At 60.4% G+C, this 25689-nt stretch carries 24 protein-coding genes and 5 tRNA genes; 18 read left to right on the forward strand and 11 right to left on the reverse strand.

The window, feature by feature from the left end; translation table 11 throughout:
* The 4 genes from ACT8X9_RS07065 to ACT8X9_RS07080 form a co-directional block, all read left to right on the forward strand.
* Positions 1 to 197, forward strand: a 197-nt coding sequence (locus ACT8X9_RS07065) for a hypothetical protein (protein WP_444268542.1), incomplete at its 5' end; no start/stop codon positions are given.
* A gap of 38 nt (positions 198 to 235) precedes the next feature.
* Complete coding sequence (locus ACT8X9_RS07070; RefSeq protein ID WP_227620876.1) at positions 236 to 1237, forward strand: dipeptidase; 1002 nt, start codon at positions 236 to 238, stop codon at positions 1235 to 1237.
* Positions 1238 to 1338: 101 nt separating this feature from the next.
* Positions 1339 to 2187, forward strand: coding sequence for a serine hydrolase (locus ACT8X9_RS07075; protein WP_444268543.1), 849 nt, complete (start codon positions 1339 to 1341; stop codon positions 2185 to 2187).
* 40 nt (positions 2188 to 2227) lie between these two features.
* Positions 2228 to 2998, forward strand: coding sequence for a TSUP family transporter (locus ACT8X9_RS07080; protein WP_249234090.1), 771 nt, complete (start codon positions 2228 to 2230; stop codon positions 2996 to 2998).
* A gap of 54 nt (positions 2999 to 3052) precedes the next feature.
* On the opposite strand, the gene ACT8X9_RS07085 is transcribed toward ACT8X9_RS07080, so the two are convergent.
* Positions 3053 to 3910: a DegV family protein gene (locus ACT8X9_RS07085; protein ID WP_444268544.1), complete on the reverse strand. Its 858-nt coding sequence runs from the start codon at positions 3908 to 3910 to the stop codon at positions 3053 to 3055.
* A gap of 196 nt (positions 3911 to 4106) precedes the next feature.
* Here ACT8X9_RS07085 and ACT8X9_RS07090 point away from each other — a divergent pair, with 196 nt between their 5' ends.
* The 5 genes from ACT8X9_RS07090 to ACT8X9_RS07110 all read left to right on the forward strand — a co-directional run bounded on the left by ACT8X9_RS07090 (position 4107) and on the right by ACT8X9_RS07110 (position 7911).
* The gene (locus tag ACT8X9_RS07090) at positions 4107 to 4556 is read left to right on the forward strand and encodes a lysostaphin resistance A-like protein (RefSeq protein ID WP_444268545.1); all 450 of its coding nucleotides are present in this window, start codon (positions 4107 to 4109) and stop codon (positions 4554 to 4556) included.
* Positions 4553 to 5041 carry a nucleoside deaminase gene (locus tag ACT8X9_RS07095; RefSeq protein WP_444268546.1) on the forward strand — a complete coding sequence of 163 codons (489 nt, stop codon included), beginning with the start codon at positions 4553 to 4555 and terminating at the stop codon, positions 5039 to 5041. The genes ACT8X9_RS07090 and ACT8X9_RS07095 overlap by 4 nt, the downstream gene beginning before the upstream one ends.
* Before the next feature lie 260 nt (positions 5042 to 5301).
* Entirely contained in the window at positions 5302 to 6228 is a 927-nt protein-coding gene (gene ymfI, locus ACT8X9_RS07100; RefSeq protein WP_330221122.1) for an elongation factor P 5-aminopentanone reductase, read from the forward strand.
* Between the two features lie 73 nt (positions 6229 to 6301).
* Positions 6302 to 7687, forward strand: coding sequence for an RNA polymerase sigma factor (locus tag ACT8X9_RS07105; RefSeq protein WP_227620882.1), 1386 nt, complete (start codon positions 6302 to 6304; stop codon positions 7685 to 7687).
* Between the two features lie 148 nt (positions 7688 to 7835).
* Positions 7836 to 7911 (forward strand) — tRNA-Thr (locus ACT8X9_RS07110).
* 487 nt (positions 7912 to 8398) lie between these two features.
* Here the strand turns inward: ACT8X9_RS07110 and ACT8X9_RS07115 are convergent.
* The 3 genes from ACT8X9_RS07115 to ACT8X9_RS07125 all read right to left on the reverse strand — a co-directional run bounded on the left by ACT8X9_RS07115 (position 8399) and on the right by ACT8X9_RS07125 (position 8802).
* A tRNA-Thr gene (locus ACT8X9_RS07115) sits at positions 8399 to 8474 on the reverse strand.
* Positions 8475 to 8477: 3 nt separating this feature from the next.
* Positions 8478 to 8554 (reverse strand) — tRNA-Asp (locus ACT8X9_RS07120).
* 172 nt (positions 8555 to 8726) lie between these two features.
* A tRNA-Trp gene (locus ACT8X9_RS07125) sits at positions 8727 to 8802 on the reverse strand.
* A gap of 240 nt (positions 8803 to 9042) precedes the next feature.
* Between ACT8X9_RS07125 and ACT8X9_RS07130 the strand changes: the two genes are divergently transcribed.
* From ACT8X9_RS07130 to ACT8X9_RS07150, 5 genes are all read left to right on the forward strand, one after another.
* Positions 9043 to 10701, forward strand: a complete 1659-nt coding sequence (locus ACT8X9_RS07130) for a glutamine--tRNA ligase/YqeY domain fusion protein (protein ID WP_444268547.1) — start codon at positions 9043 to 9045, stop codon at positions 10699 to 10701.
* Positions 10702 to 10750: 49 nt separating this feature from the next.
* The gene (locus ACT8X9_RS07135) at positions 10751 to 11146 is read left to right on the forward strand and encodes an FMN-binding protein (protein ID WP_249234094.1); all 396 of its coding nucleotides are present in this window, start codon (positions 10751 to 10753) and stop codon (positions 11144 to 11146) included.
* 299 nt (positions 11147 to 11445) lie between these two features.
* Positions 11446 to 12525, forward strand: coding sequence for a leucine-rich repeat protein (locus ACT8X9_RS07140; RefSeq protein ID WP_444268548.1), 1080 nt, complete (start codon positions 11446 to 11448; stop codon positions 12523 to 12525).
* Positions 12509 to 13951, forward strand: coding sequence for a vWA domain-containing protein (locus ACT8X9_RS07145; RefSeq protein ID WP_227620886.1), 1443 nt, complete (start codon positions 12509 to 12511; stop codon positions 13949 to 13951). The genes ACT8X9_RS07140 and ACT8X9_RS07145 overlap by 17 nt, the downstream gene beginning before the upstream one ends.
* A 17-nt stretch (positions 13952 to 13968) precedes the next feature.
* Positions 13969 to 15516 carry an ATP-binding protein gene (locus tag ACT8X9_RS07150; protein WP_444268549.1) on the forward strand — a complete coding sequence of 516 codons (1548 nt, stop codon included), beginning with the start codon at positions 13969 to 13971 and terminating at the stop codon, positions 15514 to 15516.
* 95 nt (positions 15517 to 15611) lie between these two features.
* Here the strand turns inward: ACT8X9_RS07150 and ACT8X9_RS07155 are convergent.
* From ACT8X9_RS07155 to argF, 5 genes are all read right to left on the reverse strand, one after another.
* Positions 15612 to 15688 (reverse strand) — tRNA-Met (locus tag ACT8X9_RS07155).
* Between the two features lie 112 nt (positions 15689 to 15800).
* On the reverse strand, positions 15801 to 16895 hold the full coding sequence (locus tag ACT8X9_RS07160) for a DUF4349 domain-containing protein (protein ID WP_444268550.1): 1095 nt from the start codon (positions 16893 to 16895) through the stop codon (positions 15801 to 15803).
* Positions 16882 to 17373: an RNA polymerase sigma factor gene (locus ACT8X9_RS07165; RefSeq protein WP_227620889.1), complete on the reverse strand. Its 492-nt coding sequence runs from the start codon at positions 17371 to 17373 to the stop codon at positions 16882 to 16884. Before ACT8X9_RS07165 ends, ACT8X9_RS07160 begins: the two co-directional genes overlap by 14 nt.
* A gap of 238 nt (positions 17374 to 17611) precedes the next feature.
* Positions 17612 to 18184, reverse strand: coding sequence for a hypothetical protein (locus tag ACT8X9_RS07170; protein WP_444268551.1), 573 nt, complete (start codon positions 18182 to 18184; stop codon positions 17612 to 17614).
* Between the two features lies 1 nt (position 18185).
* Positions 18186 to 19181, reverse strand: coding sequence for an ornithine carbamoyltransferase (gene argF, locus ACT8X9_RS07175; RefSeq protein ID WP_444268552.1), 996 nt, complete (start codon positions 19179 to 19181; stop codon positions 18186 to 18188).
* Positions 19182 to 19272: 91 nt separating this feature from the next.
* Here argF and ACT8X9_RS07180 point away from each other — a divergent pair, with 91 nt between their 5' ends.
* Positions 19273 to 19581 (forward strand): hypothetical protein, encoded by a 309-nt coding sequence (locus tag ACT8X9_RS07180; RefSeq protein WP_444268553.1) that lies wholly within the window; start codon positions 19273 to 19275, stop codon positions 19579 to 19581.
* A 16-nt stretch (positions 19582 to 19597) separates the two neighbouring features.
* Here the strand turns inward: ACT8X9_RS07180 and ACT8X9_RS07185 are convergent, their stop codons facing one another.
* The gene (locus ACT8X9_RS07185; RefSeq protein ID WP_444268554.1) at positions 19598 to 20077 is read right to left on the reverse strand and encodes a deoxycytidylate deaminase; all 480 of its coding nucleotides are present in this window, start codon (positions 20075 to 20077) and stop codon (positions 19598 to 19600) included.
* Between the two features lie 254 nt (positions 20078 to 20331).
* Here ACT8X9_RS07185 and ACT8X9_RS07190 point away from each other — a divergent pair, with 254 nt between their 5' ends.
* The 3 genes from ACT8X9_RS07190 to lysS all read left to right on the forward strand — a co-directional run bounded on the left by ACT8X9_RS07190 (position 20332) and on the right by lysS (position 24632).
* Positions 20332 to 22413, forward strand: coding sequence for an elongation factor G (locus ACT8X9_RS07190; RefSeq protein WP_249234102.1), 2082 nt, complete (start codon positions 20332 to 20334; stop codon positions 22411 to 22413).
* Positions 22414 to 22615: 202 nt separating this feature from the next.
* On the forward strand, positions 22616 to 23101 hold the full coding sequence (greA, locus tag ACT8X9_RS07195) for a transcription elongation factor GreA (protein ID WP_227620894.1): 486 nt from the start codon (positions 22616 to 22618) through the stop codon (positions 23099 to 23101).
* 19 nt (positions 23102 to 23120) lie between these two features.
* Positions 23121 to 24632, forward strand: coding sequence for a lysine--tRNA ligase (gene lysS / locus ACT8X9_RS07200; protein WP_227620895.1), 1512 nt, complete (start codon positions 23121 to 23123; stop codon positions 24630 to 24632).
* Between the two features lie 225 nt (positions 24633 to 24857).
* On the opposite strand, the gene ACT8X9_RS07205 is transcribed toward lysS, so the two are convergent.
* Positions 24858 to 25628 (reverse strand): helix-turn-helix domain-containing protein, encoded by a 771-nt coding sequence (locus ACT8X9_RS07205; RefSeq protein WP_444268555.1) that lies wholly within the window; start codon positions 25626 to 25628, stop codon positions 24858 to 24860.
* Positions 25629 to 25689: the final 61 nt, after the last annotated feature.

Below are 25689 nucleotides of genomic sequence, written 5' to 3' on the forward strand. Positions count from 1 at the left end.
AGTCGAAACACCCCTCCCTACCTCTGGCCCGCGCGGAGCGCAAGCCATTTGACCGTAAGAAAAAACATCCCCCGCGCCACCAGCGCGAGAAGGATTTCTGGTTCTCTTTTGGCACGCAAAAGAGAACATTAGCCTTAATGAAAAAGCGATTTACCCCGCGCCACCAGCGCGAGAACCTGCTTAAAAAACGAGCTTAACGGAAGCATCACCTTCCCTTTAACAAAGGAGAACTAAAATGAAAGTCTTCGATTTACATTGTGACACTTTAAGCGAGCTGCGCTACGCCGAAAAGGCGGGCGCACCCAAGAGCTTTGCGGAGAACGATCTGCACATCGATCTGCAGAAGCTGAAAAAAGGCGACTATATGCTCCAATGCTTTGCTGCCTTCGTCAATCTGGGCGATAAGACCCCCGGTGCCGACCCGCTGGTGACGGCGCTGGAAGAGATCGACGTCTTCAAGCGCATCATGGAAAAATACCCGGAGGAGATCGCGCCGGTGTATCGCCCCTCTGACATCCGCAAAAACGCCGCCGAGGGCAAGATCAGCGGAATGCTCACCATCGAAGAGGGCGGCTGCTGCAAGGGCAGCCTCGGCGTGCTGCGCCGACTGTACGAGCTGGGCGTCCGGATGATGACCCTGACGTGGAACCACGAGAATGAGCTTGCCAGCCCCAACGTCGTGCCCGGCGGGGGCGGCGACATCTGGCCCTGTGCCCCCAACACCGAGACGGGCTTGAAGGAGAAGGGCTTCGAGTTCCTCGCCGAGATGGAGCGGCTGCATCTCATTGCGGATGTGAGCCACCTGTCCGACAAGGGCTTCTGGGACATTGTCGAGCACTCCACCCGCCCCTTTGCGGCCAGCCACTCCAACTGCCGCGCCCTCGCGCCCCACTGCCGCAATCTCACCGACGAGATGATCCGCGCACTGGCCGATAAGGGCGGCCTTGTGGGCCTCAACTACTGCAGCGGCTTCCTCGACCACCAGCCGGAAGAAAAGCTCTGCCGCAGCACCACGGCCCTGATGGCAAAGCACGCGGCCCATTTCAAGCAGGTGGGTGGCATCGGCATCATTGGTCTGGGCAGCGACTTCGACGGCATTGGCGGAAAGCTGGAGATGGACGACTGTTCGAAGCTCCCGCTGCTGGCGGAGGCCCTCCGCCGCGAGGGCTTCACCGAGGACGAGGTGGAGGACATCTTCTACCGCAACGCCCGCCGGTTCTTCGAAGAGAATCTCTGAGAGAGTGGACTTTCCCGCTGTACTGCGGTATACTGAAAAGTACGGCGCGGTTTCGACAGGACGTGACAACGCCGAGTAGAGAAGAATAAGGAGATTCCGATATGGATAAAAACATGACGCTGGAAAAGCGCATTGCGGCGGAGCTTTACTCCTATCAGGGGAAGATGAGCGTCTTTGTGGACGACCTGCACGGCCACACGGTGGAGATCGGGGCCGACGAGAAGTTCGAGACGGCTTCCACCATCAAGGCGTACATCCTCGCGGCCCTGTATCTGCAGGCCAGCCGGGGCAAAGCCAGCCTCGAGGAAAAGATCACCTACAAGCCGGAGCACTTCGTGGATGGCTCGGGGATGCTGCGGGCACTGGGGGTGGGCGCGAGCCTGAAGGTCAAGGACGCCGCTACCATGATGATCATCTGCTCGGACAACATCGCCACCAATATGGTCATCGACTATCTGGGGCTGGATGTCATCAACGCCTGCATCCGGGAGATGGGCTTTGCCCACACCGTCCTGCACAACCCCCTTCACTTTGACCTCTACGCCGACCTCGGCACCACGACGCCCCGGGATTATGCCTCCCTCTTCGCGCAGGTGGCGAAGGGCACGCTCGTCAGCGCCGAGGCCAGCGCCGAGATGCTGGCCATCTTCCGTCAGCAGCACTACAACACCATGCTCACCCACGATTTCCCCCAGTTCTACCTCGACTGTGAGGAGACCGGTGAGCCGGAGCTGATCTGGGTGGCCAGCAAGAGCGGCAGCATGAACGCCTGCCGCAACGACGGCGGCATCGTCCACACCCCCTACGGCGAGTATGTCATCGTCCTGATGAATAAGGACTTCCACGACATCATCGAGTACAACGACCACCCCTCGATGGTCTATGGCGCACGGGTGTCCCGGATGATCCTCGACCAGATCCTGGCCTGCGAGGGTGAGCTTTACAAGTAAAGATCAATCGAAAATAGGAATATTAAAGGAAATTATAACAATGGGTATTCAAATCAGCCTGCCGATGATGGCGTTTCTGGTGCTTATGACCGGCTTTGCGGGCTTTGTCGATTCGGCAGCAGGCGGCGGCGGACTCATCAGCCTGCCGGCCTATCTCTTTGCGGGTCTGCCGCCCCACTATACTTACGCCACCAACAAGTTCAGCGCCGCCTGCGGCACTACCTTCGCCACCGCCAGCTTCTTCCGGAATGGCGCGATGAATGTCAAGGTGGGCGTCCTCGCCGCCGTCGGCAGCTTTGTGGGAAGCGCACTGGGGGCGCACATCGTCCTGATGCTCAGCGATGAGGTGCTGCAGGCGATGATGTTCATCATCCTGCCCATCGCGGCGGTCGTTATCCTGTGGCGGCGCAACCTCCCGGACGAGAACCGGGACGACGGCACCATAGACCTGAAAAAGACCCTGCTGGCGCTGGGCATTGGCCTTGGCATCGGCCTGTACGACGGCATATTTGGCCCGGGCACGGGAACCTTTGCCATCATTGCCTTTACCAGCCTGATGCGCTTCGACCTGCGCACCGCCAACGGCAACGCCAAGGTGCTGAACCTTGCCAGCAACTACGCCAGCCTCTTCACCTATCTGAGCAGCGGTCTGGTGGTCTTTACGGTGGGCATCCCCTGCGCCATCAGCGGCATCGTCGGCAACATCATCGGCTCCCACTTCGCCCTGACCAAGGGCGCAAAGTTCATCCGCCCCATGATGCTCGTGGTGTTGGTGCTCCTGCTGGGCAAGCTGGTCACGGATATGCTGTAAACAAAACAAAAAAGGCTGCTGTGCGGATGCACGGCAGCCTTTTTCTGTGGATCTTTAGTCGATGATAAGCCCGTTGTCAAAGAAAGCCAGACCAAAGGCACCGGGGCCTGCGTGGGTGCCGATGACGCAGCCGATCTGGCGCACCAGCGGCTCGGGAAGGCCGAGATTATCGACCAGATAGGTCTGGATGGGAGCCACCTCGCGGGTGCTGACGGTGTAACCGGCCAGAGAGGCGAAGCGGGGGTTGATGCCGCCCAGCTCTTCGATCTTCTTGAAGAGGGCGACATAAGCGCCGGGCAGGCCGCGGGCCTTGCCCGCCATCGCCACCTTGCCCTCCTTGAGGGTGATGAGGGGCTTGATGCCCAGCATCCCGCCCGCCACGGCTACGGCGGCAGGCAGACGGCCGCCCTTGCGCAGGTATTTCAGGTCGTCGATGGCGGCGACGAGGTGCAGATGCTCCTTGGCGTGCTCAAGGGTGGCTGCGATCTGGACGGCGGACTTGCCGATGTCCCGCAGATGGACGGCCAGACGCACCAGCAGGGCTTCGCCGAGGCAGACATTCGTGCTGTCCACGAAGACGACGTTGTCCACGTTGGCAAGGTCTGCGGCCAGCTTGGCGCACTGGTAGGTGCCGGAAAGCTCATGGGACAGGAAGATGCCCACGACCTCGTCCCCGGCTGCTGCGGCCTCGGCGTAGAACTTCTCGAACAGCTCAGGGCTGGGCTGGCTGGTGGTGGGCAGCTTCTTGCAGGCGGCCATGTGTGCGTAATATTCGCTGGGGGTCAGGTCCACGCCGTCCCGGATGACGGTGCCGTCCTCGAGGGTGACATTGAGGGGGATGACATCCACGCCCAGCGTTGCAGCCTCAGCGGGCAGGATGTCGGATGCAGAATCGGTAAGAATGCGTATCATGTGGTTGGTACCTCCATGGGTGCGGTTCAGTCGTGTTTATCGGAAGACGATAAATTCATAAAAAGTCGTACAAAGTATACCAGAAGGTTGGATAGTATGTCAATCTTTTGAGCAAAATTTCTTCGAATGAGCGAAAAAACTGCTTGCAAAACAGGACGGTAGTATGGTACAATGTCCGCCGACAGGAGGGTGCACCGTGGAAAGACCGAAAAAGAAGACCGAAAAGCCGTCTCTCGCCGCCCAGTGCTGGGTCCTGATGGAGGCGGCGGTGCTCTGGGCGCTGCTGGCAGCGGGGGCGCAGCTGTTCTTCCCGGAGGAACAGAGCGCTCTGCCCGAGGGCGCGGCCCTCGGGTGGGCGGCGCTGCGCATCTGTCTTGTGACCCCGCTGGCGGAGGAGCTGGCCTTCCGGGGCGGTGCACTCTATCTTTTGCAGCCACTGGGCGGCAGGGCAGCTGTCGTGGTGCAGGCGCTGCTCTTTGCGGGCCTGCACGGCAGCTGGACGGCCCGGGCCTATGCGCTGGGCATGGGCCTTATCTTCGGCTGGGCGGCCCGGAAAGCCCGGAGCGTATGGCCCGGCTGCGCACTTCATATGATAAACAACTGCCTCGTGTTTGCCGCACGGCTGGCGGAAAGGGGAATGGGATGACCGACTTTGAGCTGATGGGGGCCGCGCTGGACGAGGCCCGGAAAGCCGCCGCGCTGGGCGAGGTGCCGGTGGGCGCTGTGGTGGCAAAGGATGGCGAGATCATCGCCGCCGCCCACAACACCCGGGAGACCGAAAAGAACGCCCTCCACCACGCGGAGCTGCTGGCCATCGACGCGGCCTGCAAAAAGCTGGGCGGCTGGCGGCTGTGGCAGTGCGAATTGTTCGTCACGCTGGAACCCTGCCCCATGTGCAGCGGGGCCATCATCAACAGCCGCATCAAGCGGGTGGTGTACGGCGCAGCCGACGTCAAGGCGGGCTGCTGCGGCTCTGTGACCGACCTCTTCGCCCAGCCCTTCAACCATCACCCCGTCATCGAAAAAGGGCTGCGGGCCGACGAGGCGCAGCAGCTTTTGCAGGCGTTTTTCGTCTCGCTGCGGGCCAAGCGGGCCGCAAAGCCCCGCTGGAAACCGCCCGTGACCCCCTGAATCTGTGAAAAAAGTGGGAACTGCGTGAAAAAATCGCCGGTGCCCACTTTCTTTTTTCGCCCGATTGTGCTATATTATTCAATGGAAACTTGTCGAAACCACACAAACGCCGCCGGGCGCGCCGCAGGACCGGACTAGACCGGGAAAAGTGAGCAGAGCGCAGCTCCGGCGGGGTGGGGGGACTGTTTCCTTTCCCGCCGTGACGCCCTGACACGAAGGGGCTTTCATGGCCGAAAATAGTGGACAGGAGGGTTTGACTCTTGTACAACGACGAATTTGAGCTGACATTCGACTTGGCAGACGCCGGGCCGAAGAAGGAACAGCGCAGGCCGACTCTGCCTGAGCGGGAGGAAGCGGCCGAGGCCGCACCGCTGGCGCAGGAAACGAGGGAAATTCCGGCCAGCGCTGCGCCGGAACCAGAACCGGAGCCTGTGGGACTGCCGCAGCCCGCCGCCCCGGCGGCAAACGGCCGCACCGTCCTCATCTCGGGCGGCGACCGGGGCATCGGCGCCGCTGCGGCCCGTGCATTCTACGCGGCAGGCTACCGGGTGGCGGTGTTCTACCACACCAACGCCGAGGCGGCGGCAGCGCTGGAGAAAGAGCTGCCGGGCGTGCTGGCCGTCCAGTGCGACGTGGCCAGCCGGGCCAGCTGTGAGCTGGCCTTCCGCGCCGCCGAGCAGGCGCTGGGCCATCTGGATGTGCTGGTGAGCAACGCGGGCATCGCCCAGCAGAAGCTGTTCACTGACATCACGCCGGAGGAGTGGCAGCGGATGCTGAACGTCAACCTGACCGGTGCGTTCAACCTCTGCCAGCTGGCCCTGCCCGGGATGATCCGCCGCAAGGCGGGCCGTATCCTCACCGTGAGCAGTATGTGGGGCCAGACCGGCGGCAGCTGCGAGGTGCATTATTCCGCCGCCAAGGCGGGCCTCATCGGCCTGACCAAGGCTCTGGCAAAAGAAGAAGGTCCCAGCGGCATCACCGTGAACTGTGTGGCCCCCGGCGTCATCGACACCGATATGATGGCCTCGTTCACTGCTGAGGACAAAGCGGCACTGGCCGAGGAGACTCCGGTGGGGCGTCTCGGCACCGCCGAAGAGGTGGCAAAGCTTCTGCTGTACCTCGCCGGAGAGGACGCCGGCTACATCACCGGACAGGTGTTTGGCGTCAACGGAGGCCTTGTGATCTGATGCAGCAGGGCCGAAACTATGAGACAAGTTCACCTGCGGGGAGGCTTTCCCGTGGTGAGAAGGAGAGAGCGAAATGGGCATGACTTTGAAGGAACTGTTGACGAAAGGCGAGGGCACCCTGTCGGCACAGGAGGCCAAGACGTTGGCCGCACAGTGCAGGATGGATGTGGAAACGCTCTATACGCTCCTTGAAGAGCGCGGCATCAAGATCATCGAGGATGAGGCCGACGCCGATGTGAATCTGGACGTGGACAGCATCATTGCCGAGGTGGAGAACGCCGAGAACAACAGTGACGAGCTGGGTCTGGGAATGGAAGACGAGGAAGAGGCCGCCGAGGAGAACCCCGCCGACCTGAAGGCCGCGATGGATGAGCTGCTGGACGACCCGGTCAAGAACTACCTCAAGCAGATCGGTCAGATCCCGCTGCTGAGCGCAGAGCAGGAAGTGGACCTGAGCAAGCGCATCCACTCCGGTGCCGAGGCTGCCCATATCCTGCAGGCGGACCGTCAGAAGTACGGTGCGCCGGAGTACATCAAGAAGAACAGCGCCCGCTTCTCCTTCGAGGAGGACGAGAACAGCCGCAGCTACACCGAGGACATTGACGAAGAGGGCAACGAGAAGTCCAGCGAGGACGCCGAGGAGAAGGCTGCGGAAGAAGAGGCCATGGAGGCTGTGGAGAACGGCCCCCTGACCGAGGAGCGCCGTCAGGAGCTGCTGAAGATCCGCCGTGACGGCCTGAACGCCCGCCGCAGCCTGAGCGAAGCGAACCTCCGTCTGGTGGTCTCCATCGCCAAGAAGCACGTCGGCCACAATCTGGCCTTCCTCGACCTGATCCAGGAGGGCAACATCGGCCTGATCAAGGCGGCGGAGAAGTTCGACTGCGACCGCGGCTTCCGCTTCTCCACCTACGCAACGTGGTGGATCCGTCAGGCCATCACCCGCGCCATCGCCGATCAGGCCCGCACCATCCGCATCCCGGTGCATATGGTGGAGACCATCAACCGGATGCGTCAGGCTACCAACCAGCTGGTCTACCAGAACGGCCACGAGCCGACCCCGGAGGAGCTGGCAAAGGCAATGGATATGAGCGTCGAGCGCGTCCGCGAGATCCAGCGGATGGCGCAGGAGCCTGCCAGCCTTGAAAGCCCCGTGGGCGAGGAGGAGGATTCCTCTCTGGGCGATTTCGTCGCCGACGAGAACGCCGAGGCCCCCGGCAAGGCCGCAGACCGTGCCATGGTGGCCCAGCAGATCAATCAGGCCCTCAAGAGCCTGACCCCTCGTGAAGAGAAGGTCATCCGTCTCCGCTTCGGTCTGGACGATGGCCGTCCCCGCACGCTGGAAGAGGTGGGCCGCGATTTCGGCGTCACCCGTGAGCGTGTCCGCCAGATCGAGGCAAAGGCCATCCGCAAGCTGCACAGCCGCAAGTGCCTTGCCCTGCTGAACGGCCTCATCGAGTGATCGGTTTTCAACCATACGAACGGCTGCCGTGGAAAACGGCAGCCGTTTTTTGATGCCCGGGCGGGAAAATGCGAAAAAAGACAGATTTTTTGCAAAAACCTCTTGCAATGCGGCAGAGTTTATGGTATTATAATTGAGCTGTGATTGTGCTGCTATAGCTCAGTTGGTAGAGCGCATCCTTGGTAAGGATGAGGTCTCCAGTTCGAATCTGGATAGCAGCTCCAGCTCAAGACACCTCAAAGCCGGGAAGGCTTTGGGGTGTTTTTGTTTTGCGGCCGCGGCTGCAAAGCCTCTCCCCTTGGGAGAGGTGTCTGCGAAGCAGACGGAGAGGGCAAGCCCGGCAGGATAGAGCTGCGATACAGCGATAAGCAGGCTCTTTGTCAGAGCGGAGCTATCGTTGTATATGTGATTCTCCGTCAGCGTCCTTGCCCTCTCAGGCGCTTCGCGCCAGCTCCCCCAAAGGGGGAGCCGCTGGCGTCTGCAAAAATAACAAAAACCGCGCCGCAGGTAATGTTCGAACCTGCGGCGCGGTTTATCTATTGGAGGAAATAGTTCTCGTAGAAAATGGTTTCTTAAATCCCGTCGGGACTATAAAGATAGTATACTTCATTTGGCGCAAAAAATCAACCCGGGTAGTAAAAATCAGGGGAACCTGCTCTTTTACACAAAACAAAACACCCTGAAGTCTTTGGACTCCAAGGTGTTTCAGACTGGAGCTGCTATCCAGATTCGAACTGGAGACCTCATCCTTACCAAGGATGCGCTCTACCAACTGAGCTATAGCAGCAAATGGCGACCCGGATCGGGCTCGAACCGACGACCCCCAGCGTGACAGGCTGGTGCTCTAACCAACTGAGCTACCGGGCCATGATCGCTCAAGTGTGTCTGGCGGTTGACCGCCGGAACGTGTGTTATTATACCTGAGAAACACCCTGTTGTCAAGCGTGAAATTCAGAAAAACCCAAAAAAGTTTCAGAAAGTCCGACATCTGGGCGAAAAAGGCAAAAACAAAACGCACAGAGTACTCTCTGTGCGCTTGTGGCAGGGGTAGTAAGTCTCGAACTCACGGCACGCGGTTTTGGAGACCGCTGCTCTACCAACTGAGCTATACCCCTAGATGTGTCCCGCATTCGCTGAATGCTTGATTATTATATAAGATTCTGTGCCGAATGTCAAGCGCGAATTTCAAGTTTTTTGGAAAGATGGGCAGAGAAGGCCCGCTTTTTCGCAAAATGACGCCGAAAACATCCCAAACTTCGGCTTTCCACCTTGAAGCAGAGCAGGAAATAGTGTATCATAAAGGGTATCAAAAGTGTAATTCCGGGCTTGTTATGCCCTGATAGGGGGAACGCCATATGGCAGATAAAAACTTTTTGACCGAGATCATTGACGCCGACCTCGCCGAAGGCAAGGTCAGCGAGATCCATACCCGCTTCCCGCCGGAGCCGAACGGCTACCTGCACATCGGCAGCGCCAAGGCCATCTATATCAACTGGTCCATCGCCAACCAGTACGGCGGCAAGTTCAATCTCCGCCTCGACGACACCAACCCCGCCCGCGAAGGCGAGGAGTACGTCAACAGCATCATCGAGGATCTGCACTGGCTGGGTGCTGACCCCACGGGCGGCATCTTCTACGGCAGCGACTACTTCGACAAGTGCTACGAGTACGCCGAGAAGCTCATCCTTGAGGGCAAGGCTTACGTCGATGATCTGACCCGCGATGAGATGCGCGAGTACCGCGGCAATGACGCGGGCAAGCCCTCCCGCCCCTCTCCGTGGCGCGACCGCAGCCCGGAAGAGAACCTCGACCTGTTCCGCCGGATGCGTGCGGGCGAGTTCAAGGAGGGCGAGAAGACCCTTCGCGCCAAGATCGACCTCGCCAGCCCCAATATGAATCTGCGTGACCCGGCCATCTACCGCATCAAGTATGCCGAGCATCACCGTCAGGGCAATAAGTGGTGCATCTACCCGATGTACGACTTTGCCCACCCCATTCAGGACGCCATCGAGGGCATCACCCACAGTATGTGCAGCCTCGAGTTCGAGAATCACCGCCCCCTGTACAACTGGGTCATCGAGAACATCTTCGGCACCGAGTTCCCCAAGCAGCGCGAGTTTGCCCGCCTGAACATGACCAATACGGTCATGAGCAAGCGCTATCTGCGCGAGCTGGTGGAGATGGGCATCGTAGACGGCTGGGACGACCCCCGTATGCCCACCCTGTGCGGCCTGCGCCGCCGCGGCTATACCGCTTCCTCTATCTTTACCTTTGTGCGGGAGGCCGGTATCTCCAAGTCGGACAACCTCATTGATATGCGTCAGCTGGAGGCCTGCATCCGCAGCGAGCTGGACCTGACCGCCCAGCGCCGCATCGCCGTGCTGGACCCCGTCAAGCTGGTGGTGGACAACTACCCCGCTGACAAGACCGAGTATTTCGACATCGCCAACAACCCCAACCGGGAGGCCAACGACGCCACGACCCGCAAGGTGGCCTTCACCAAGGAGCTGTGGATCGAGAAGGAGGACTTCGCCGAGGTCCCGCCTCCGAAGTTCAAGCGCCTGACCGTCGGCGGCGAGGTCCGCCTGATGGGCGGCTATCTCGTCAAGTGCGAGAGCGTCGAGAAGAACCCCGACGGCAGCATCGCAGTCATCCACTGCACCGCCGACCTCGAGACCGGCAACGGCAACCCCGCCGACGGCCGCAAGGTCAAGGGCACCATCCACTGGGTGAGCGCAGGCCACGCTGTGGACGCCGAAGTACGTCTGTACGACAAGCTGTTCACCGAGGCCAACATGAACGCCATCCCTGAGGGCAGCGACTACAAGGATTATCTGAACCCGGAGAGCGTCGTCGTCCGGAAGGACTGCAAGCTGGAAGAGGCTCTGGCCGACGCAAAGCCCGGCGAGCAGTTCCAGTTCGTGCGCACCGGTTTCTTCACCCCGGACAGCAAGAACCCCGGCGTGTACAACCGTGTCGTGACCCTGCGCGACAGCTTCAAGCCCGCAAAGTAAGTCCGGCGGGCAGGACACCAAACATCGCAAAAGGAGCACTTCACAGACCATGAAAAAACACTTGACCCGCAACATTATCCTCATGCTGGTGCTGGATGTCGTCCTCGGCATCGTGCTGGCCCTCTATATCGCAAGCACCGGCACGGTCCCCGCCGCCGACAATGCCGAGACCTACACCGACGGCACCTATACCGCCAGCGCGCAGGGCTGTCTGAGTGAGGTGGGCGTCACCGTGACCATCACCGGCGGAAAAGTGACCAATGTTGCGATCGATGCTTCCGGCGAGACGCCGGATCTGGGCGGCAAGGCGGCAGAAGCCCTGTCGGCCTCCCTGCTGGCGGCTGGCTCTACGGCGGGCGTGGATGCCGTTTCCGGCAGCACCATGACCAGCGACGCGGTATTTGCGGCAATGAACGATTGCCTTGCACAGGCCGCACAGGGATGAAGCTTTGAATGGAGCTGCTGCACGGCGTGTCTGTGCAGCAGCCTTTTTTATGCAGCCCTCTCAGGCGCTGGCGCGCCAGCTCCCCCAGAGGGCAGCAGCGACGACCGCCGCCAGTGGCGGAAACAGGGAGAAGCTGCTGGGGCAGCGGCCAGCGGGATGCAAGCGAGAGCGGAGCAGCCGCTGGGAGCCGCAACCCGGGTACGAAGTACCCATTGGCAGGCCGGAAAACTCTGAGCTGACCGCTGAAAGCCCGATGTGGCGAAAAAGAGCGGGCCTTGCGTTAGTGGATAGGAGTTATTATGCTACTAGATATTCTGCCGCTGGCGGGCGGTGCGGCCCGCCTTGTGCGGGTGTACGGCGGCGAGCCGTGCGCTGTGCTGCCCGGGGCTGTGCCCGGGCCGGAGGGGGGTGAGTGGCCCATCACCGAGCTGGGCGACTACTGCTTTTCGGAGAAGCCCCGGGGCCTGCCCGGGCCGGAAAAGACCTGCCGCTATGAGCAGGCCGAGGACGGTACGCTCCGCCTGACCCGGGCCTTTGGCCGGGAGGTGGGGGGCCGGGCGCGGTACAGCTTCGACTTCGATGCGCCTGCGGCGTCGGCGCAGGACGACGACCTGCACCCCGTCTGCGGGAACTTCCTCGAAGAAGTCTCCCTGCCCGACAGCCTGCGGGTCGTGGGCAGCTGTGCATTCTACAACTGCCGGAAGCTCCGCCGTCTGAGCGCCGGGGCGGGGGAGCTGACCATGGGCAGCGACGTTTTCCTCAACTGCTTCGCGCTGGAAGACCTCATCGTCCGGGCAGCACCCGAGCAGCCCACTGGTCTGTTCGCCCTTGTGGGCAGCATCACCGAGGCGGTGCGGGCGCTCTTCTGGCCGGTGGGGGAGGCTTCGCCCCGGGCGGGGCTGTGGTATCCCGCCTACTGGGAGGACATCGAAGAGACCCCTGCTCACATCCTGCTCCACACCTTTTCGGGGCAGGGCTACCACTATCGGCAGTGCTTCCTCGAAAACAGGCTTCTCCCGGCGGAGTATGACGCCATCTTCCCGCAGGGCCACGACGCCGACGACGCGGCGGTGATGGCGATGCTCTGCTTCGACCGCCTCCGCTGGCCGTGGCAGCTGAGCGCCGCCGCGCAGGGGGCCTATCGGGACTTCCTGAAAGCAAACACCGGGCGGGTGCTGACCCGCCTGCTCAAGGCGCAGGACATGGAGGGCATCAAGGCCCTGTTGGCACTGGACGTCATGGACGCCGACGCCTTTGCCGAGGGCGCTGCCCTCGCCGCCAAGGCCGACAACGCCGGTGCGGCTGCCCTGCTGGCCGACGCAGAGCACAAAAAGCGTGCCGCTGCGCCCCAAAAGAAGAGGTATGATTTTGATTTCTGAGAAGGAAAAGTTTTTCGACCCCCGCAAGCCCTTCCAGTCGGCCCGCCCCGAGACGCATGAGGAGTGGCAGGCCCGGATGGGCGGCGAGGTGCTGGCCGTGGTGCGCAGCGGGCTGTATCTGGACTTCCGCTTTCTGGATCAGGCCCTCTCGGCCCTGACGCCCACCGCCGACGAGCGGTGCGGTGTGCTGGCGACCGACGGCACCATCCTCTGCTACCAGCCCAGTGCTCTGCTGCGGCTTTACCAGAAGAACCCGAAGTACCTCAACCGGCTGTATCTCCACACCGTCTTCCACTGCATCTTCCGCCACCTCTGGCTGCGGGGCAGGCGGGACGCGAGGCTGTGGAGCCTCGCCTGCGACATCGCAGTGGAAAACGTCATCGACGGTCTTGGACGCAGGAGCGTCCAGCGCCCCCTGACGTGGGTGCGCCAGCACGCCTATGAAGAGATCGCCGCGCAGGAGAAGGTGGCCGCTGCGGCCCCCATCTACCGTTGGCTGGTGCGTCAGACGCCCGGCGTGCTGCGGCAGCTGGAAAAGGAGTTCTACGCCGACGACCACCGCCTCTGGCCCAAGGACGCCCCCGACCAGCCCCAGCAGATGCCCACCCCTCTGCCCCAGAAGACGTGGCAGAAGATTGGTGAGCGGATGCAGACCGAACTGGAACTGCGGGACAAAGAGGCCGGTGAGGGTGCAGACGCCCTGCGGGAGCAGGTCAAGGCCGCGAACCGCAGCCGCCGCAGCTACAGCGACTTTCTGCGCCGGTTCTGCGTCACCCGGGAGGAAGTCCACCTCGACCCGGACGAGTTCGACCTGAACTTCTACACCTACGGCCTGTCGGTCTATGGCAACCTGCCCCTCATCGAGCCGCTGGAGACCCGGGAGAGCAAGAAGATCGAGGAGCTGGCCCTCGTCATCGACACCAGCTACTCCACGTCGGGCGAGCTGGTGCGGGCCTTTCTGGCCGAGACGTACACCCTGCTGAAGGGCAGGGAGAATTTCTTCCACCGGATGAATCTGCATCTCATCCAAGCGGACAACGCCGTCCGGCAGGACATCCCGGTAAAGAGCGAGGACGACCTCATCCGTGCCATGAACCACTTCGAGCTGCGGGGCGGCGGCGGCACCGACTTCCGGCCCGCCTTCGAGTACGTCAGCCAGCTCTGCGCCGAGAAGAAGTTCTCGAACCTGCGGGGCCTGCTCTACTTTACCGATGGCATGGGCAGCTACCCGGCCCGCCGCCCGGCCTACGACACGGCGTTCCTCTTCTTGGGGGATCGCTTTGACGACGCCAACGTGCCGCCGTGGGCCATGAAGGTGGTTCTGGACGAAGAAGAATTTACCGGTGAGGCCGCCCGCAGCGCCTCGGCGCTCTCCGAAGCGCTGGCGGAGGAGGACGACCTCTACCGCGACCTCAACAATTCGTGATAACGAGGAAAAGCAATATGAACATCAAACGAGCCAAAGAAGAGATCGAGCATACCGTCCGAGCCTATCTCGCCAAGGACGCTCTGGGCGAGTACGCCATCCCCGCCATCCGCCAGCGCCCCATCCTGCTGATGGGGCCTCCGGGCATCGGCAAGACGCAGGTGATGGAGCAGGCAGCGCGGGAGTGCGGCGTGGCGCTGGTGGCCTACACCATCACCCACCACACCCGCCAGAGCGCCGTGGGCCTGCCCTTCATCCGCCAGCGCAACTACGGAGGCCGGGACGTTTCGGTGACGGAATACACCATGAGCGAGATCATCGCCAGCGTCTACGCCAAGATGGAAGCCACGGGCCAGAAAGAAGGCATCCTCTTCATCGACGAGATCAACTGCGTCTCTGAGACGCTGGCCCCCACCATGCTGCAGTTTTTGCAGTGCAAGACCTTCGGCAATCAGGCCGTGCCTGCGGGCTGGGTCATCGTGGCGGCAGGCAATCCGCCGGAATACAACAAATCTGTCCGCGACTTCGACATCGTCACCCTCGACCGCGTCCGCCGGATGGACATCGAGCCGGACCTGCCGGTCTGGAAGGATTACGCCCGCGCAGCCCATCTCCACAGCGCCATCCTGAGCTATCTCGAGCTGCACCCCCAGAACTTCTACCAGATCAACGCCGACGTGGACGGCACCCAGTTCGTCACCGCCCGCGGCTGGGAGGACCTGTCCAACCTGCTCAACACCTACGAGTCGCTGGGCCTGCAGGCCGACGAGGAGCTGATCCGTCAGTATATCCAGCACCAGAAGATCGCAGAGGACTTTGCGGCCTATCTCGACCTCTACTACAAGTACCGCGACGACTACGGCGTGGAGGACATCTTGGCTGGTAAGGCAAAGCCCGCCGCCTTTGCGCGGCTGCTGCAGGCCCCCTTCGACGAGAGACTGAGCCTTGTCAGCCTCCTCATGTCCGGCCTCGAGACGCGCTTTGCCGCCTCCCGGCGGGCCGACGCTGTGGCCGACGGCTGCTATGCCTTCCTGAAGGAGACCAAGAAGGCGTTTGCCGGGATGCCCGCAGAGCTGGCGCAGGAGCCGAACTGCTGGGCGCAGCTCTTCGGCCAGATGACCGCCGACTACGAGGCCGAGACCCAGAAAAAGCGCACCGCCGGTCTGCTGGACAAGCCCGCGCTGGAAGCCCGCCTGCAGACTGCCAAGACCCTGCGCGGCTGGGAGAAAACGCTGCTGCGTGCCGCCGCGCCGGACGCAGACACCGCCTTCAAGGTGCTGCGGGAGCAGTTCGGCACCCTGTCGGAAGCCCGCGACACGGCCCAGCAGAGGGCCAGCGCCGCGCTGGAGGCGGCCTTCGACTTCATGGAGCAGGCCTTTGCCGAGAGTCAGGAGATGGTGGTCTTCGTCACCGAGCTGACCCTGTCGCCCGCCGCCCATGCGTTCATCGCCGAAAACGGCTGTGAGCGGTATTTCCAGTACAACAAAGACCTCCTGCTGGACCACCGCAAGGCGGCTCTGAATCAGGAGCTGGAAGCCGAGCAGCGTCGGCACGGGATGCTGTAACATAATGCAAAAGAGGGACTGCGCTTACCATGCAGTCCCTCTTCTCGTATGCGGAAACAAAAGAAAAAGCATCTTGATAAAATCAAGATGCTTGGTGGTTGCGGGGGCCGGATTTGAACCAACGACCTTCGGGTTATGAGCCCGACGAGCTACCAGACTGCTCCACCCCGCGATATTTACTTTTCACCGTCAGCCTCTCGCTGACTGCTCAAGTATAATACCACAGGATGGGGCGGATGTCAAGCATTTTTTCAAAAAGGTTCCGGATTTTTTTTCGGCGGAGATCATTTGCGGGTGCGGCGGCGCACCAGATGGACGATGAGAGCGGCTGCGGCCATGAGGGTCAGCAGAGGCCAGACGCCCACGACCCAGACCGTCAGCTGCTGGAGGCCGGAGACGAAGCCCGACCAGCCGTTGCGGAGGGCGCTGGACAGCTGGGAGAGATAGGATTCCTCGGTGGGGGTGTACTCCTTCACCTCAGACAGCGAGAGGTAGACCGTGGAGCACTCCACCTGCTGGCTGTACCAGTCCAGCTGCGACTGCCAGCTTTCCAGCTGATACTGCACGTCGCTGAGGGAGGATTCGATCTCCAGCAGGTCGGAGAGGTTCTCGGCGGTGGCCTGAAGCTCCTGCAGGCGGGTGCGCTGGGCGGTCAGGTTCGAAAGCCGGGCCTCGATGTCCATATACTGGGTGGTGACGTCCTGCACCTGCTCGCTCTTGTCCACGAGGTTGCCCGCCTGCGCGGCGGCTGCGAGGAAGCTGGTGTAGTTGTCCTGCGGGACGCGGATGGTGAGGGAGAGGCTGCGGCCCATGCCGGAATAGGAGGACTCATCGCTGGACTCCATATAGCCGCCAGCGGCGCTCACAGCCTCGTTGAGGGCGGTGCGGGCGGTGTCAAAGTCCTTGCTCTCGATGGTAAGGTTGGCCGTGTAGATGAGCTTCGTGCCCTCCTGTGCGGCCTCGGCACGCAGGGCGCTGGTGTCATCTGCGCTGCGGTCGCTCACGGCGCTGCCGGTGTCGGCAGCACCGCTGCTCTGGACGGCCATTTTGGAGTCGGAAAGGGCGCTGTTCACGCCGTCCACCGAGTAGGCGGCATAGGAGGCCGTCTCGGGGGCCGGCTCTGCCGTGAGTGCCGCACCGCCCGCAGCCATCAGGCGGAAGGGCGCGCCGACCGCTGCATACAGGCCGACGCCGCAGAGCAGACCGCAGGCGGCGATGCTCAGGGTCTTGCGGGAAAAGCGGATGGCCTTTCTGAGCTTCGGAGCGGCTTTGGGGGCGCTGGATGCCGTCTGGCCCCCCTGCATGGCAAGAAGCTTCGCCTTCAGGTCATCCGATGCGTGAAGGTCGTCCACCTCCATCTTGTACTCAAACCACCTCATCTTCGATCTCCTCCTTCAGCATCGTATGTAACTGGGCGCGGGCGCGGCGAAGCCAGCTGAGCACCGTGTTGGTGGGGGCACCCAGCATCCGGCCCACCTCGGCGGCGGTGTATCCCTCGTAGTAGTGGAGGTAGACCGCATTGCGGTAGTTCTCGGGCAGGGCGCGCACGGCGTCCAGCACGCTGCCGTCCTCCATCTGGCCCGGGGCAGGAAGATTCTCGTCCAGCTCGGTGTCCTTCTGGCGGGCGGCGCGGGTCAGGTCGTGGCAGCGGTTGATGGTCACGCGCAGCAGCCACGCTTTCAGGTGCTCTTCGCTCTCGAAGCGGCCATTGTAGCACAGCAGTTTTTCGAAAACATCCTGCACCACATCCTCCGCATCGGCAGTGCAGCTGCAGTTGTGCATGGCGGCGCGGAACACCGTGTCACTGTATCGCTGCACGGCCAGCGCAAAAATCTCATTTTTGGTCAGCTGTCCCATAGTTCTATGCTCCTTTGACGCCCTGTGTACAGCAGGGCACGGTGGAATTGGTGATCGACAGGGGACATTCACCTCATACACGGATGAGCGGCCCCGATTATTGCAGTTTATGGGGCAGGGCGGAAAAATCTTCCGCCGGACGCTCCACAGTTATCCAAAGTATAACATGAATACGCAAAAAACAAAAGAGCCATCTGCCGCCATGTTTTGGCAGATGACCCTGAGTGCAGATTCTGTATTACCGGTAGAGCCGCTGGAAGAGCGCCACCCGCTCGGAAAGATAGGTCTCAGCCCTGGGGTGGTGGAGCCAGCGCTTGCCCGCCTTGTCGCAGACGAGGCGGTGGCCCAATGCGGCGGGGTGGGCGTCGATCTCCTCCACGTCCCGCAGGGTGAGGGTGAGGCTCAGCGCCGCCGGGGCGTCCGGCAGGGGCGGGAGTGGGTCTTCCCAGACGAAGGGCGGCAGCAGCTGGACGGCATAGACCGTCCGGGTGCACTCCTCGGTGAGCAGCAGGGCGGCGGGCGCACCTTCCGGTGTGACGTGGAGGGTGGAGTAGAGCAGCTGGAGCTGTGCCGGGGCCAGCAGCCGGGAAGCGCCCTCGCTCTCCTCAGGCAGGAGGGTGAGAAAATCCGCGGCTTCGTCGGCGTAGATGCGCCGCGCCGGTGCGCGGAACTGTGCGTAGAGCGCGGGCAGGGCAAAGACGCCCTCCCGGTCCAGTGCGTGCTGCAGCAGGCAGTAAAACTCGGTCAGTGGGTGGGAAGGGTCTGGCTGGGGCATCCCGAAATCGGGGCGTGAAACGTGTCCTCCGCCCATATCAGCCCTTGTAGCCCAGCGTAGCCGCCATGACGGCCTTGATGGTGTGCATCCGGTTCTCGGCCTCGTCGAAGACGATGCTCTGGGGGCCTTCGAAGACCTCGTCCGTGACCTCCATCGCGTCGCGGCCGAAGCGCTCGCCCATCTCCTTGCCCACGGTGGTCTTGTGGTCGTGGAAAGCGGGCAGGCAGTGCATAAAGACGGCGTGGGGGCCTGCAATATTCATCAGCTTCTGATCGATCTGGTAGGCGGAGAGGTCGTTGATCCGCTCGGCCCAGACCTCCACCGGCTCACCCATCGAGACCCAGACGTCGGTGTAAAGGACGTCCGCGCCCTGTGCGGCCTTGGCGGGGTCTTCCTCAAAAGTGAGGGTGGCCCCGGTCTCGGCGGCGATCTTCTGGCACTCGGCTACCAGAGCAGCGTCGGGCTGGTACTTTTTGGGGGCGCAGGCGGTGAAGTGGAGGCCCATCTTGGCGCAGCCCACCATCAGGCTGTTGCCCATGTTGTAGCGGGCGTCGCCGAAGTAGACGAAGTGGATGCCCTTGAGATGGCCGAAGTGCTCCCGGATGGTGAGGAAGTCGGCCAGGATCTGGGTGGGGTGGAACTCGTTGGTCAGGCCGTTCCAGACCGGCACACCGGCGTAGTGGGCGAGGTCTTCCACGATCTGCTGGCCGTAGCCGCGGTACTCGATGCCGTCGAACATCCGGCCCAGCACCCGAGCGGTGTCGGCGATGGACTCTTTTTTGCCGATCTGGCTGCCCGACGGGTCGAGGTAGGTGACTTCCATGCCCAGATCGTGGGCTGCAACTTCGAAGCTGCAGCGGGTGCGGGTGGAGGTCTTCTCAAAGATGAGGGCGATGTTCTTGCCGCGCAGAGCGTCGTGGCGGACACCGGCCTTTTTCTTGGCCTTCAGGTCGGCGGCGAGGTCCAGCAGGCCCTCGATCTCGTCGGGGGTGTAATCAAGGAGCTTCAAAAAGCTGCGGTTCGTAAGATCCATTGTATATATTCCTCTCTATGCAATAAAAATAGAATAATTATACTTTCACAAGCCCTATTATAATACGGGAAGGGAAAGCAGTCAAGAACGAATGGATGCCTTGACAAATAACGGTGATTCGACTATACTACAAACAGAAGGGGCGCTGACTGCAAAGGGTCAGCTTTCCATCCCAGAATCAAAAAGATTGACCGTCAGGCTTGGAACACTGTGGCGGTCAATCTTTTTTGTTATCATCGTTTTTCATCTGAGAAATCTTCTCCATGACATCAATGGTCAGGCGGACTACGTCAACGATCAGCCCCAGAAGACCGAGGATGAATGTAGAGGAAGAATCAGCGACGCGGGACAGGAAAGCATGACCACCAATTTTGCAATCAGCGCCTTATTCTCAGTTTAGCATAATTTTTGACGGATTACAACTCCAGCTCCGCCTTCCGTCCGCTGGGCTGGTAGGGGGTGAGGCGGACACCGGCCTTTTTGAACATGAACCGCGCCGCAACGCTGGAATCGGTGTCGTGGTACTTGTCGCTGTAGTAGACCACCTCCGCGATGCCGGACTGGATGATGGCCTTGGTGCACTCGTTGCAGGGAAAGAGGGTGACGTACACCCGCGCCCCCTTCAGGTTGTTGTGGGCGCTGTTGAGGATGGCGTTCAGCTCGGCATGGCAGACGTACATATACTTGGTGTTCAGCGGGTCGCCCTCCCGCTCCCACGGCATGGCATCGTCGTCGCAGCCGAGGGGCATACCGTTGTAGCCCAGAGAGAGGATCTTGTTTTCCGGGCTGACGATGCAGGCCCCCACCTGACTGCTGGGGTCTTTGGAGCGCATCGCCGTGAGCAGGGCAATGCCCATGAAGTATTCGTCCCAGTTGATATAATCCGTGCGTTTCATCGTGCAGTGCTCCTTCGTTTGCGTGAAAGTTGGTCTCGACGCCCCTATTATAGCGTGCCGCAGGGACTTTTACAATAAAACCATCTTCCTCAAGGCAAAATGCACAAAACGAGGCCGGGAAGTTTGGCAGGGCGAAAGCCGGAAATTTCAAACGAAATATTTAAAAATCGTTTGAAGTGTGGTATTATCTTTGTAAAATATGCCACAAAAGCGGAGAGAATGCTCCGTGCGGCGGAAATGAGGGAAAAACCGATATGAAATACGCAAGCAACAACATCCGCAATATCTTGATCGCGGGCCATGCCGGCAGCGGCAAAACGACGCTGACCGAGGCATTGGTCTATTTTTCGGGCGCTGCCGAGCGTATGGGCCGGGTCGAGGACGGCACCACGATTTCGGACTTTGACCCCGAGGAAGCAAAGCGGAAGGCCAGCCTGTCGGCATCGGTAGTGCCGGTAGAGTATGAGGGCATCAAGTACAACCTCATCGATGCTCCGGGCCTGTTCGACTTTGAGGCAGGCGAGTACGAGGGCATCCGTGCAGCCGAGAGCGTGCTGGTGTGCGTGTCGGGCCGCAGCGGTGTGACTGTCGGCGCGGAGAAGGCCTTCCAGCTGGCCCGCAAGAACGGCAAGGCTACGATGGTCTTCGTCTCCAAGTGCGATCTGGAGAATGCGAACTACTTCAAAATTCTGGAAGACATGAAGATCAAGTTCGGCACCACCGTCTGCCCCTGCGTCGTCCCGGCCAAGCTGGATGACGGCACCCCCGTGTACATCAACCTGTTCAGCCAGAAGGCGTTCAAGTATGAGGGCGGCAAGCAGGTGCAGGTGGAGCTGCCCGACATCGGCCACCGCTTCCAGGGCCTCATCGAGGCCATGAGTGAGGCCATCGCCGAGACCGACGACGAGCTGATGGAGAAGTTCTTCGGCGGTGAGGCGTTCACCACAGAGGAGATCGTCGAGGGAATGCGCAAGGGCGTCAAGGACGGCCTCATCACCCCCGTGTTCTGCGGCAGCGCCGTCAACCAGCAGGCTCTGGATATGCTGCTGTACAATATGCATAAGCTGCTGCCCAGCCCGGAGCACAACAGCGTTCTGGCAGAGGACGCCAACGGCGACCCCGTCGAGCTGAACTGCGCCGAGAGCGACCCCACCGTTGCATACGTCTTTAAGACTGTGGCAGACCCCTTCGTGGGCAAACTGAGCTATCTGCGCGTCATCAGCGGCAAGATCACCGCAGGCGCGTCCCTCGTCAACGCCCGCACCGGCGAGACCGAGAAGCTGGGCAAGCCCCTCACCGTTTTGGGCAAGAAGCAGACCGAGGCAGAGAGCATCGGTGCCGGTGACGTGGGCGCTGTGGCAAAGCTGATCAGCGCCAAGACCGGCGACACCCTCTGCGACGCCTCCCGTGTGGTCAAGCTGCCGGCGCCCGTCTTCCCCAAACCCAGCCTGTTCATGGCCGTCACTGTGGCCAAGAAGGGCGACGAGGGCAAGATCAGCAGCGCTCTGGCCCGTCTGATGGAGGAAGACCCCACCCTGAGCTACATCAACAACGCGGAGACCCACCAGCAGATCATCGGCGGTCTGGGCGAGCAGCACCTCGATGTGGTCAAGGCCAAGCTGAAGAACAAGTTCGGCGTGGAGATCGGCCTCGAGGCTCCCCGCATCGCCTACCGTGAGTCCATCCGCAAGGCCTGCCAGAAGCAGGGCCGCCATAAGAAGCAGACCGGTGGCCACGGCCAGTTCGGCGATGTCATCATCAATTTCGAGCCTTGCGACAGCGAGCAGGTCGTCTTTGAAGAAAAGGTGTTCGGCGGCAGCGTGCCCAAGAACTTCTTCCCGGCGGTCGAGAAGGGCGTCCGCCTCGCCGCCGAGAAGGGCGTGCTGGCGGGCTACCCCGTGGTGGGCCTGAAAGCTACCCTGCTGGACGGCAGCTACCACCCTGTGGACAGCTCTGAGATGGCCTTCATCATGGCCGCAAAGCTGGCCTACAAGGCCGCGATGCCTGAGGCCGGCCCTGTCATCCTCGAGCCGATCCACACCCTGAAGGCCCACGTCCCCAATGACAACACCGGCGACATCATGGGCGACGTCACCAAGCGCCGTGGCCGTGTGCTGGGCATGGAGCCGGACGAAGACGGTATGCAGACCATCATCGCCGAGGTGCCTCTGGCAGAGCTGGCTAACTTCACCACCTTCATCCGTCAGATCACGCAGGGCCGCGGCTGGTTCACCACCGAGTTCGCCCGCTATGAGATCCTGCCGGAGATGCTGGTGCCCGCTGTGGTCGAGCAGGCCAAGAAGCTGGGCAATCTGGATGAATCCGCAGACGACTAAATAAGACATTTTCCAAGCCCTGTCGGCACTTCCCTCTGTCGGCGGGGCTTTTTTGTGCCCTTTTTGGCCCGCAGAGCGGCAGTTTTTATTGACAAGGCCGCAGCTTGCTATTATAATGAATAGGTCAAAATGGCATTCGTGTGCGGTTTTGTGCGTCAAGACGCCCTGCCGTACCCCAAAAAATAGATAAGGAGATTTCCAAATGGCACAAGAGATCAAGATGTCCGCTGCTGGCCTGAAGGCGATGCAGGAGGAACTGGAATACCTCAAGACGGTCCGCCGCAAGGAGCTGGCAGAAGAGATCAAGGAAGCCCGCAGCCACGGCGACCTGTCCGAGAACAGCGAGTACGATGAGGCAAAGAACACGCAGGGTCTGGTGGAGAACCGCATCACCGAGCTGGAGCAGATGGTCAAGAACGCTGTCGTCATCGACGAGAGCGAGCTGAGCGTCGAGAGCGTCTCCGTCGGCACCCATGTCACCATCCAGATGGAGGGTGAGGACGAGGTCGAGGAGTACGACATCGTGGGCCGCACCGAGGCTGACCCCCTGAACGGCAAGATCAGCGACGAAAGCCCTGTGGGCCATGCCCTGCTGGAGAAGGCCGTCGGCGATGTCGCCGAGGTCCTGCTGCCCACCGGCCACACCGTCAACTACAAGGTGCTGGGCATCACCCACGCTGCAAACTGAGCACGAGCGGGAGGAAATCATGGAAGAACAGAAGAAGAACCCCGCACAGGGCCTGTCTGAGAGCGAGCAGGTGCAGGTGCGCCGCCAGAAGCTGGCAGACCTGCAGGCCGCAGGCAGCGACCCCTTTGCCCTGACCAAGTTCCCGCAGGACGCCTACTCTGCCGACCTGAAGGAAGAGTTCAAGGATCTGCCCAACGAGACCGACAGCGGCAAGAAGGTCGCTCTGGCCGGCCGTCTGATGTCCAAGCGTGTCATGGGCAAGGCAAGCTTTGCCCACCTGCGCGACGATAAGGGCGACATCCAGCTCTACGTCCGCCGCGATGAGCTGGGCGATGAGGCATACGCCGCATTCAAGAAGCTGGATGTGGGCGACATCATCGGCGTCAAGGGCGAGGTGTTCCGCACCAAGACCGGCGAGCTGAGTGCCCGCGCAGAGGAGATCACCCTGCTGGCCAAGAGCCTGCGCCCCCTGCCGGAGAAGTTCCACGGCCTGACCGATACCGAGACTCGTTATCGTCAGCGTTATGTTGACCTGATCGCAAACCCCGAGGTCAAGGATACCTTCGTCAAGCGCAGCCAGATCCTGAAGGAGATCCGCGCTTATCTGGACGAGAAGGGCTTCCTCGAAGTGGACACCCCCATCCTGACCCCGTTTGAGATCGGTGCGTCCGCACGTCCCTTCTACACCCATCACAATACCCTGAACATGGACATGGTGCTCCGCATCGAGACCGAGCTGTATCTAAAGCGTCTCATTGTGGGCGGCATGGACCGCGTCTATGAGGTGGGCCGCATCTTCCGCAACGAGGGCATGGATCCCAAGCACAACCCCGAGTTCACCACCATCGAGCTGTATCAGGCCTTCACCGACTTCCACGGCATGATGGACTTGGTCGAAGAGCTGTACAAGCGTCTGGCTCAGAAGATCTGCGGCAGCATGGTCATCCCCTATCAGGGCAAGCAGATCGACATGAGCCACTGGGAGCGCCTGACTATGATCGAGGCGGTCAAGAAGTATTCCGGCGTGGATTTCAACGACTGGAAGACCGACGAGGATGCCATCGCTTCCGCAAAGGAGCACCATGTGGAGCTGCCTGAGGTGCCCACCAAGGGCGCTATTCTGGCCGAGTTCTTCGACGCCTTCGTTGAGGATAAGCTCATCCAGCCCACCTTCATCTACGACTATCCCGTCGAGATCAGTCCGCTGGCCAAGCGCAAGCCGGGCGACCCCGCCTTCACCGAGCGCTTCGAGTACTTCATCGACTGCACCGAGTACGGCAACGCCTTCAGCGAGCTGAACGACCCCATCGACCAGAAGGGCCGCTTCGAGCGTCAGGTCGCCGAGCGCAAGGCCATCGAGCCGGACTGCAAGGCGCAGGTCGATTACGACTACGTCAACGCGCTGGAGTATGGTCTGCCCCCCACGGGTGGCCTTGGCTTCGGCGTGGACCGTCTGGTCATGCTGCTGACCGACAGCGCTTCCATTCGTGATGTGCTGCTGTTCCCCACGATGAAGCCGATTGACCAGTAAAACGCAAAATTAAAACGTAGATACGATGAAATTTTGAACGGATTTCAAGCAACATCTGCGGTACTACACCACAACTACACCAATTTTGGGACGTTTTCCCGAAAAGGAGCCTTACAAAGCGGTGTGGTGTAAGAAATGAATAGGCTGATTGGTGTAGTAGGTACACCGAACACGTAAGGACGAAAAAGGCAGGTACACTGTGGAAACATGGTGTACCTGCCTTTTTTATCTGGGATACAGAGAATCAATAAGTCTCTCAAACGATTCTCGAAGTTCATAGTGTGCTAATTTGATTTTGAAGCTGTTTTCATAACATTCTCCATCAGCAGACTCTAAGGCGTTCCATATTTCGATTTGAAGTTCGGGTAATTTTGGGGCAGCTGGATCGTGTTCATAGTCGATTTCGCTGTATTGAAGACGACGAACTTCATCTAATGCTTTTTTTCCATAGCGCAGTTCCAGTTTTTTTAACACAAGTGCATCTTCACTATACGATTCATCCAGTTGCCTTAAATCATAGATGAATTCAGAAAATCGCTCTGATCCGAAAAAAGCATCAATAATGCGTTTGTAATTGTCAGATTGATAGCCATATTCAATACAGTCATGAGTGGAGCCTGTTATTTTTTTAAGAACTTTTCCGGTTTTTTCGGAGACTCCGAAATATTTGCATGCACGCTCCATTTCGAATGTTTCGTAGTCAGTTTCGCCAGTAAGATAACCGACTGTAACATGAAAAAAATCAGCAATTCGTTTCATCGTATCATACGAAGGTAAGCCGATTCTCTTTCCGCTTGATCCGGACATATTTCCAACATTGAGCCAACGGTAAACATCTGCTTGATTTCCCGTACCATACTGCTTTTTATAAGCTTTCGCAAAGGTTTCCTGCGTATAACCGTTACTCTTAAGGCAAAGTTTTAGGTTTTGATTCCAATAATTGCCGACTCTGTCCATGATATCATGACATTTTACACCGCGCTTAATTGTATGCATACTATATTATCCTCCGAGATATCAAAAATAATACTTGTTATATAACGGATATATACTATTG

Source organism: Faecalibacterium sp., assembly GCF_052358865.1.
In the GTDB taxonomy this organism is placed as follows: domain Bacteria; phylum Bacillota; class Clostridia; order Oscillospirales; family Ruminococcaceae; genus Faecalibacterium; species Faecalibacterium butyricigenerans.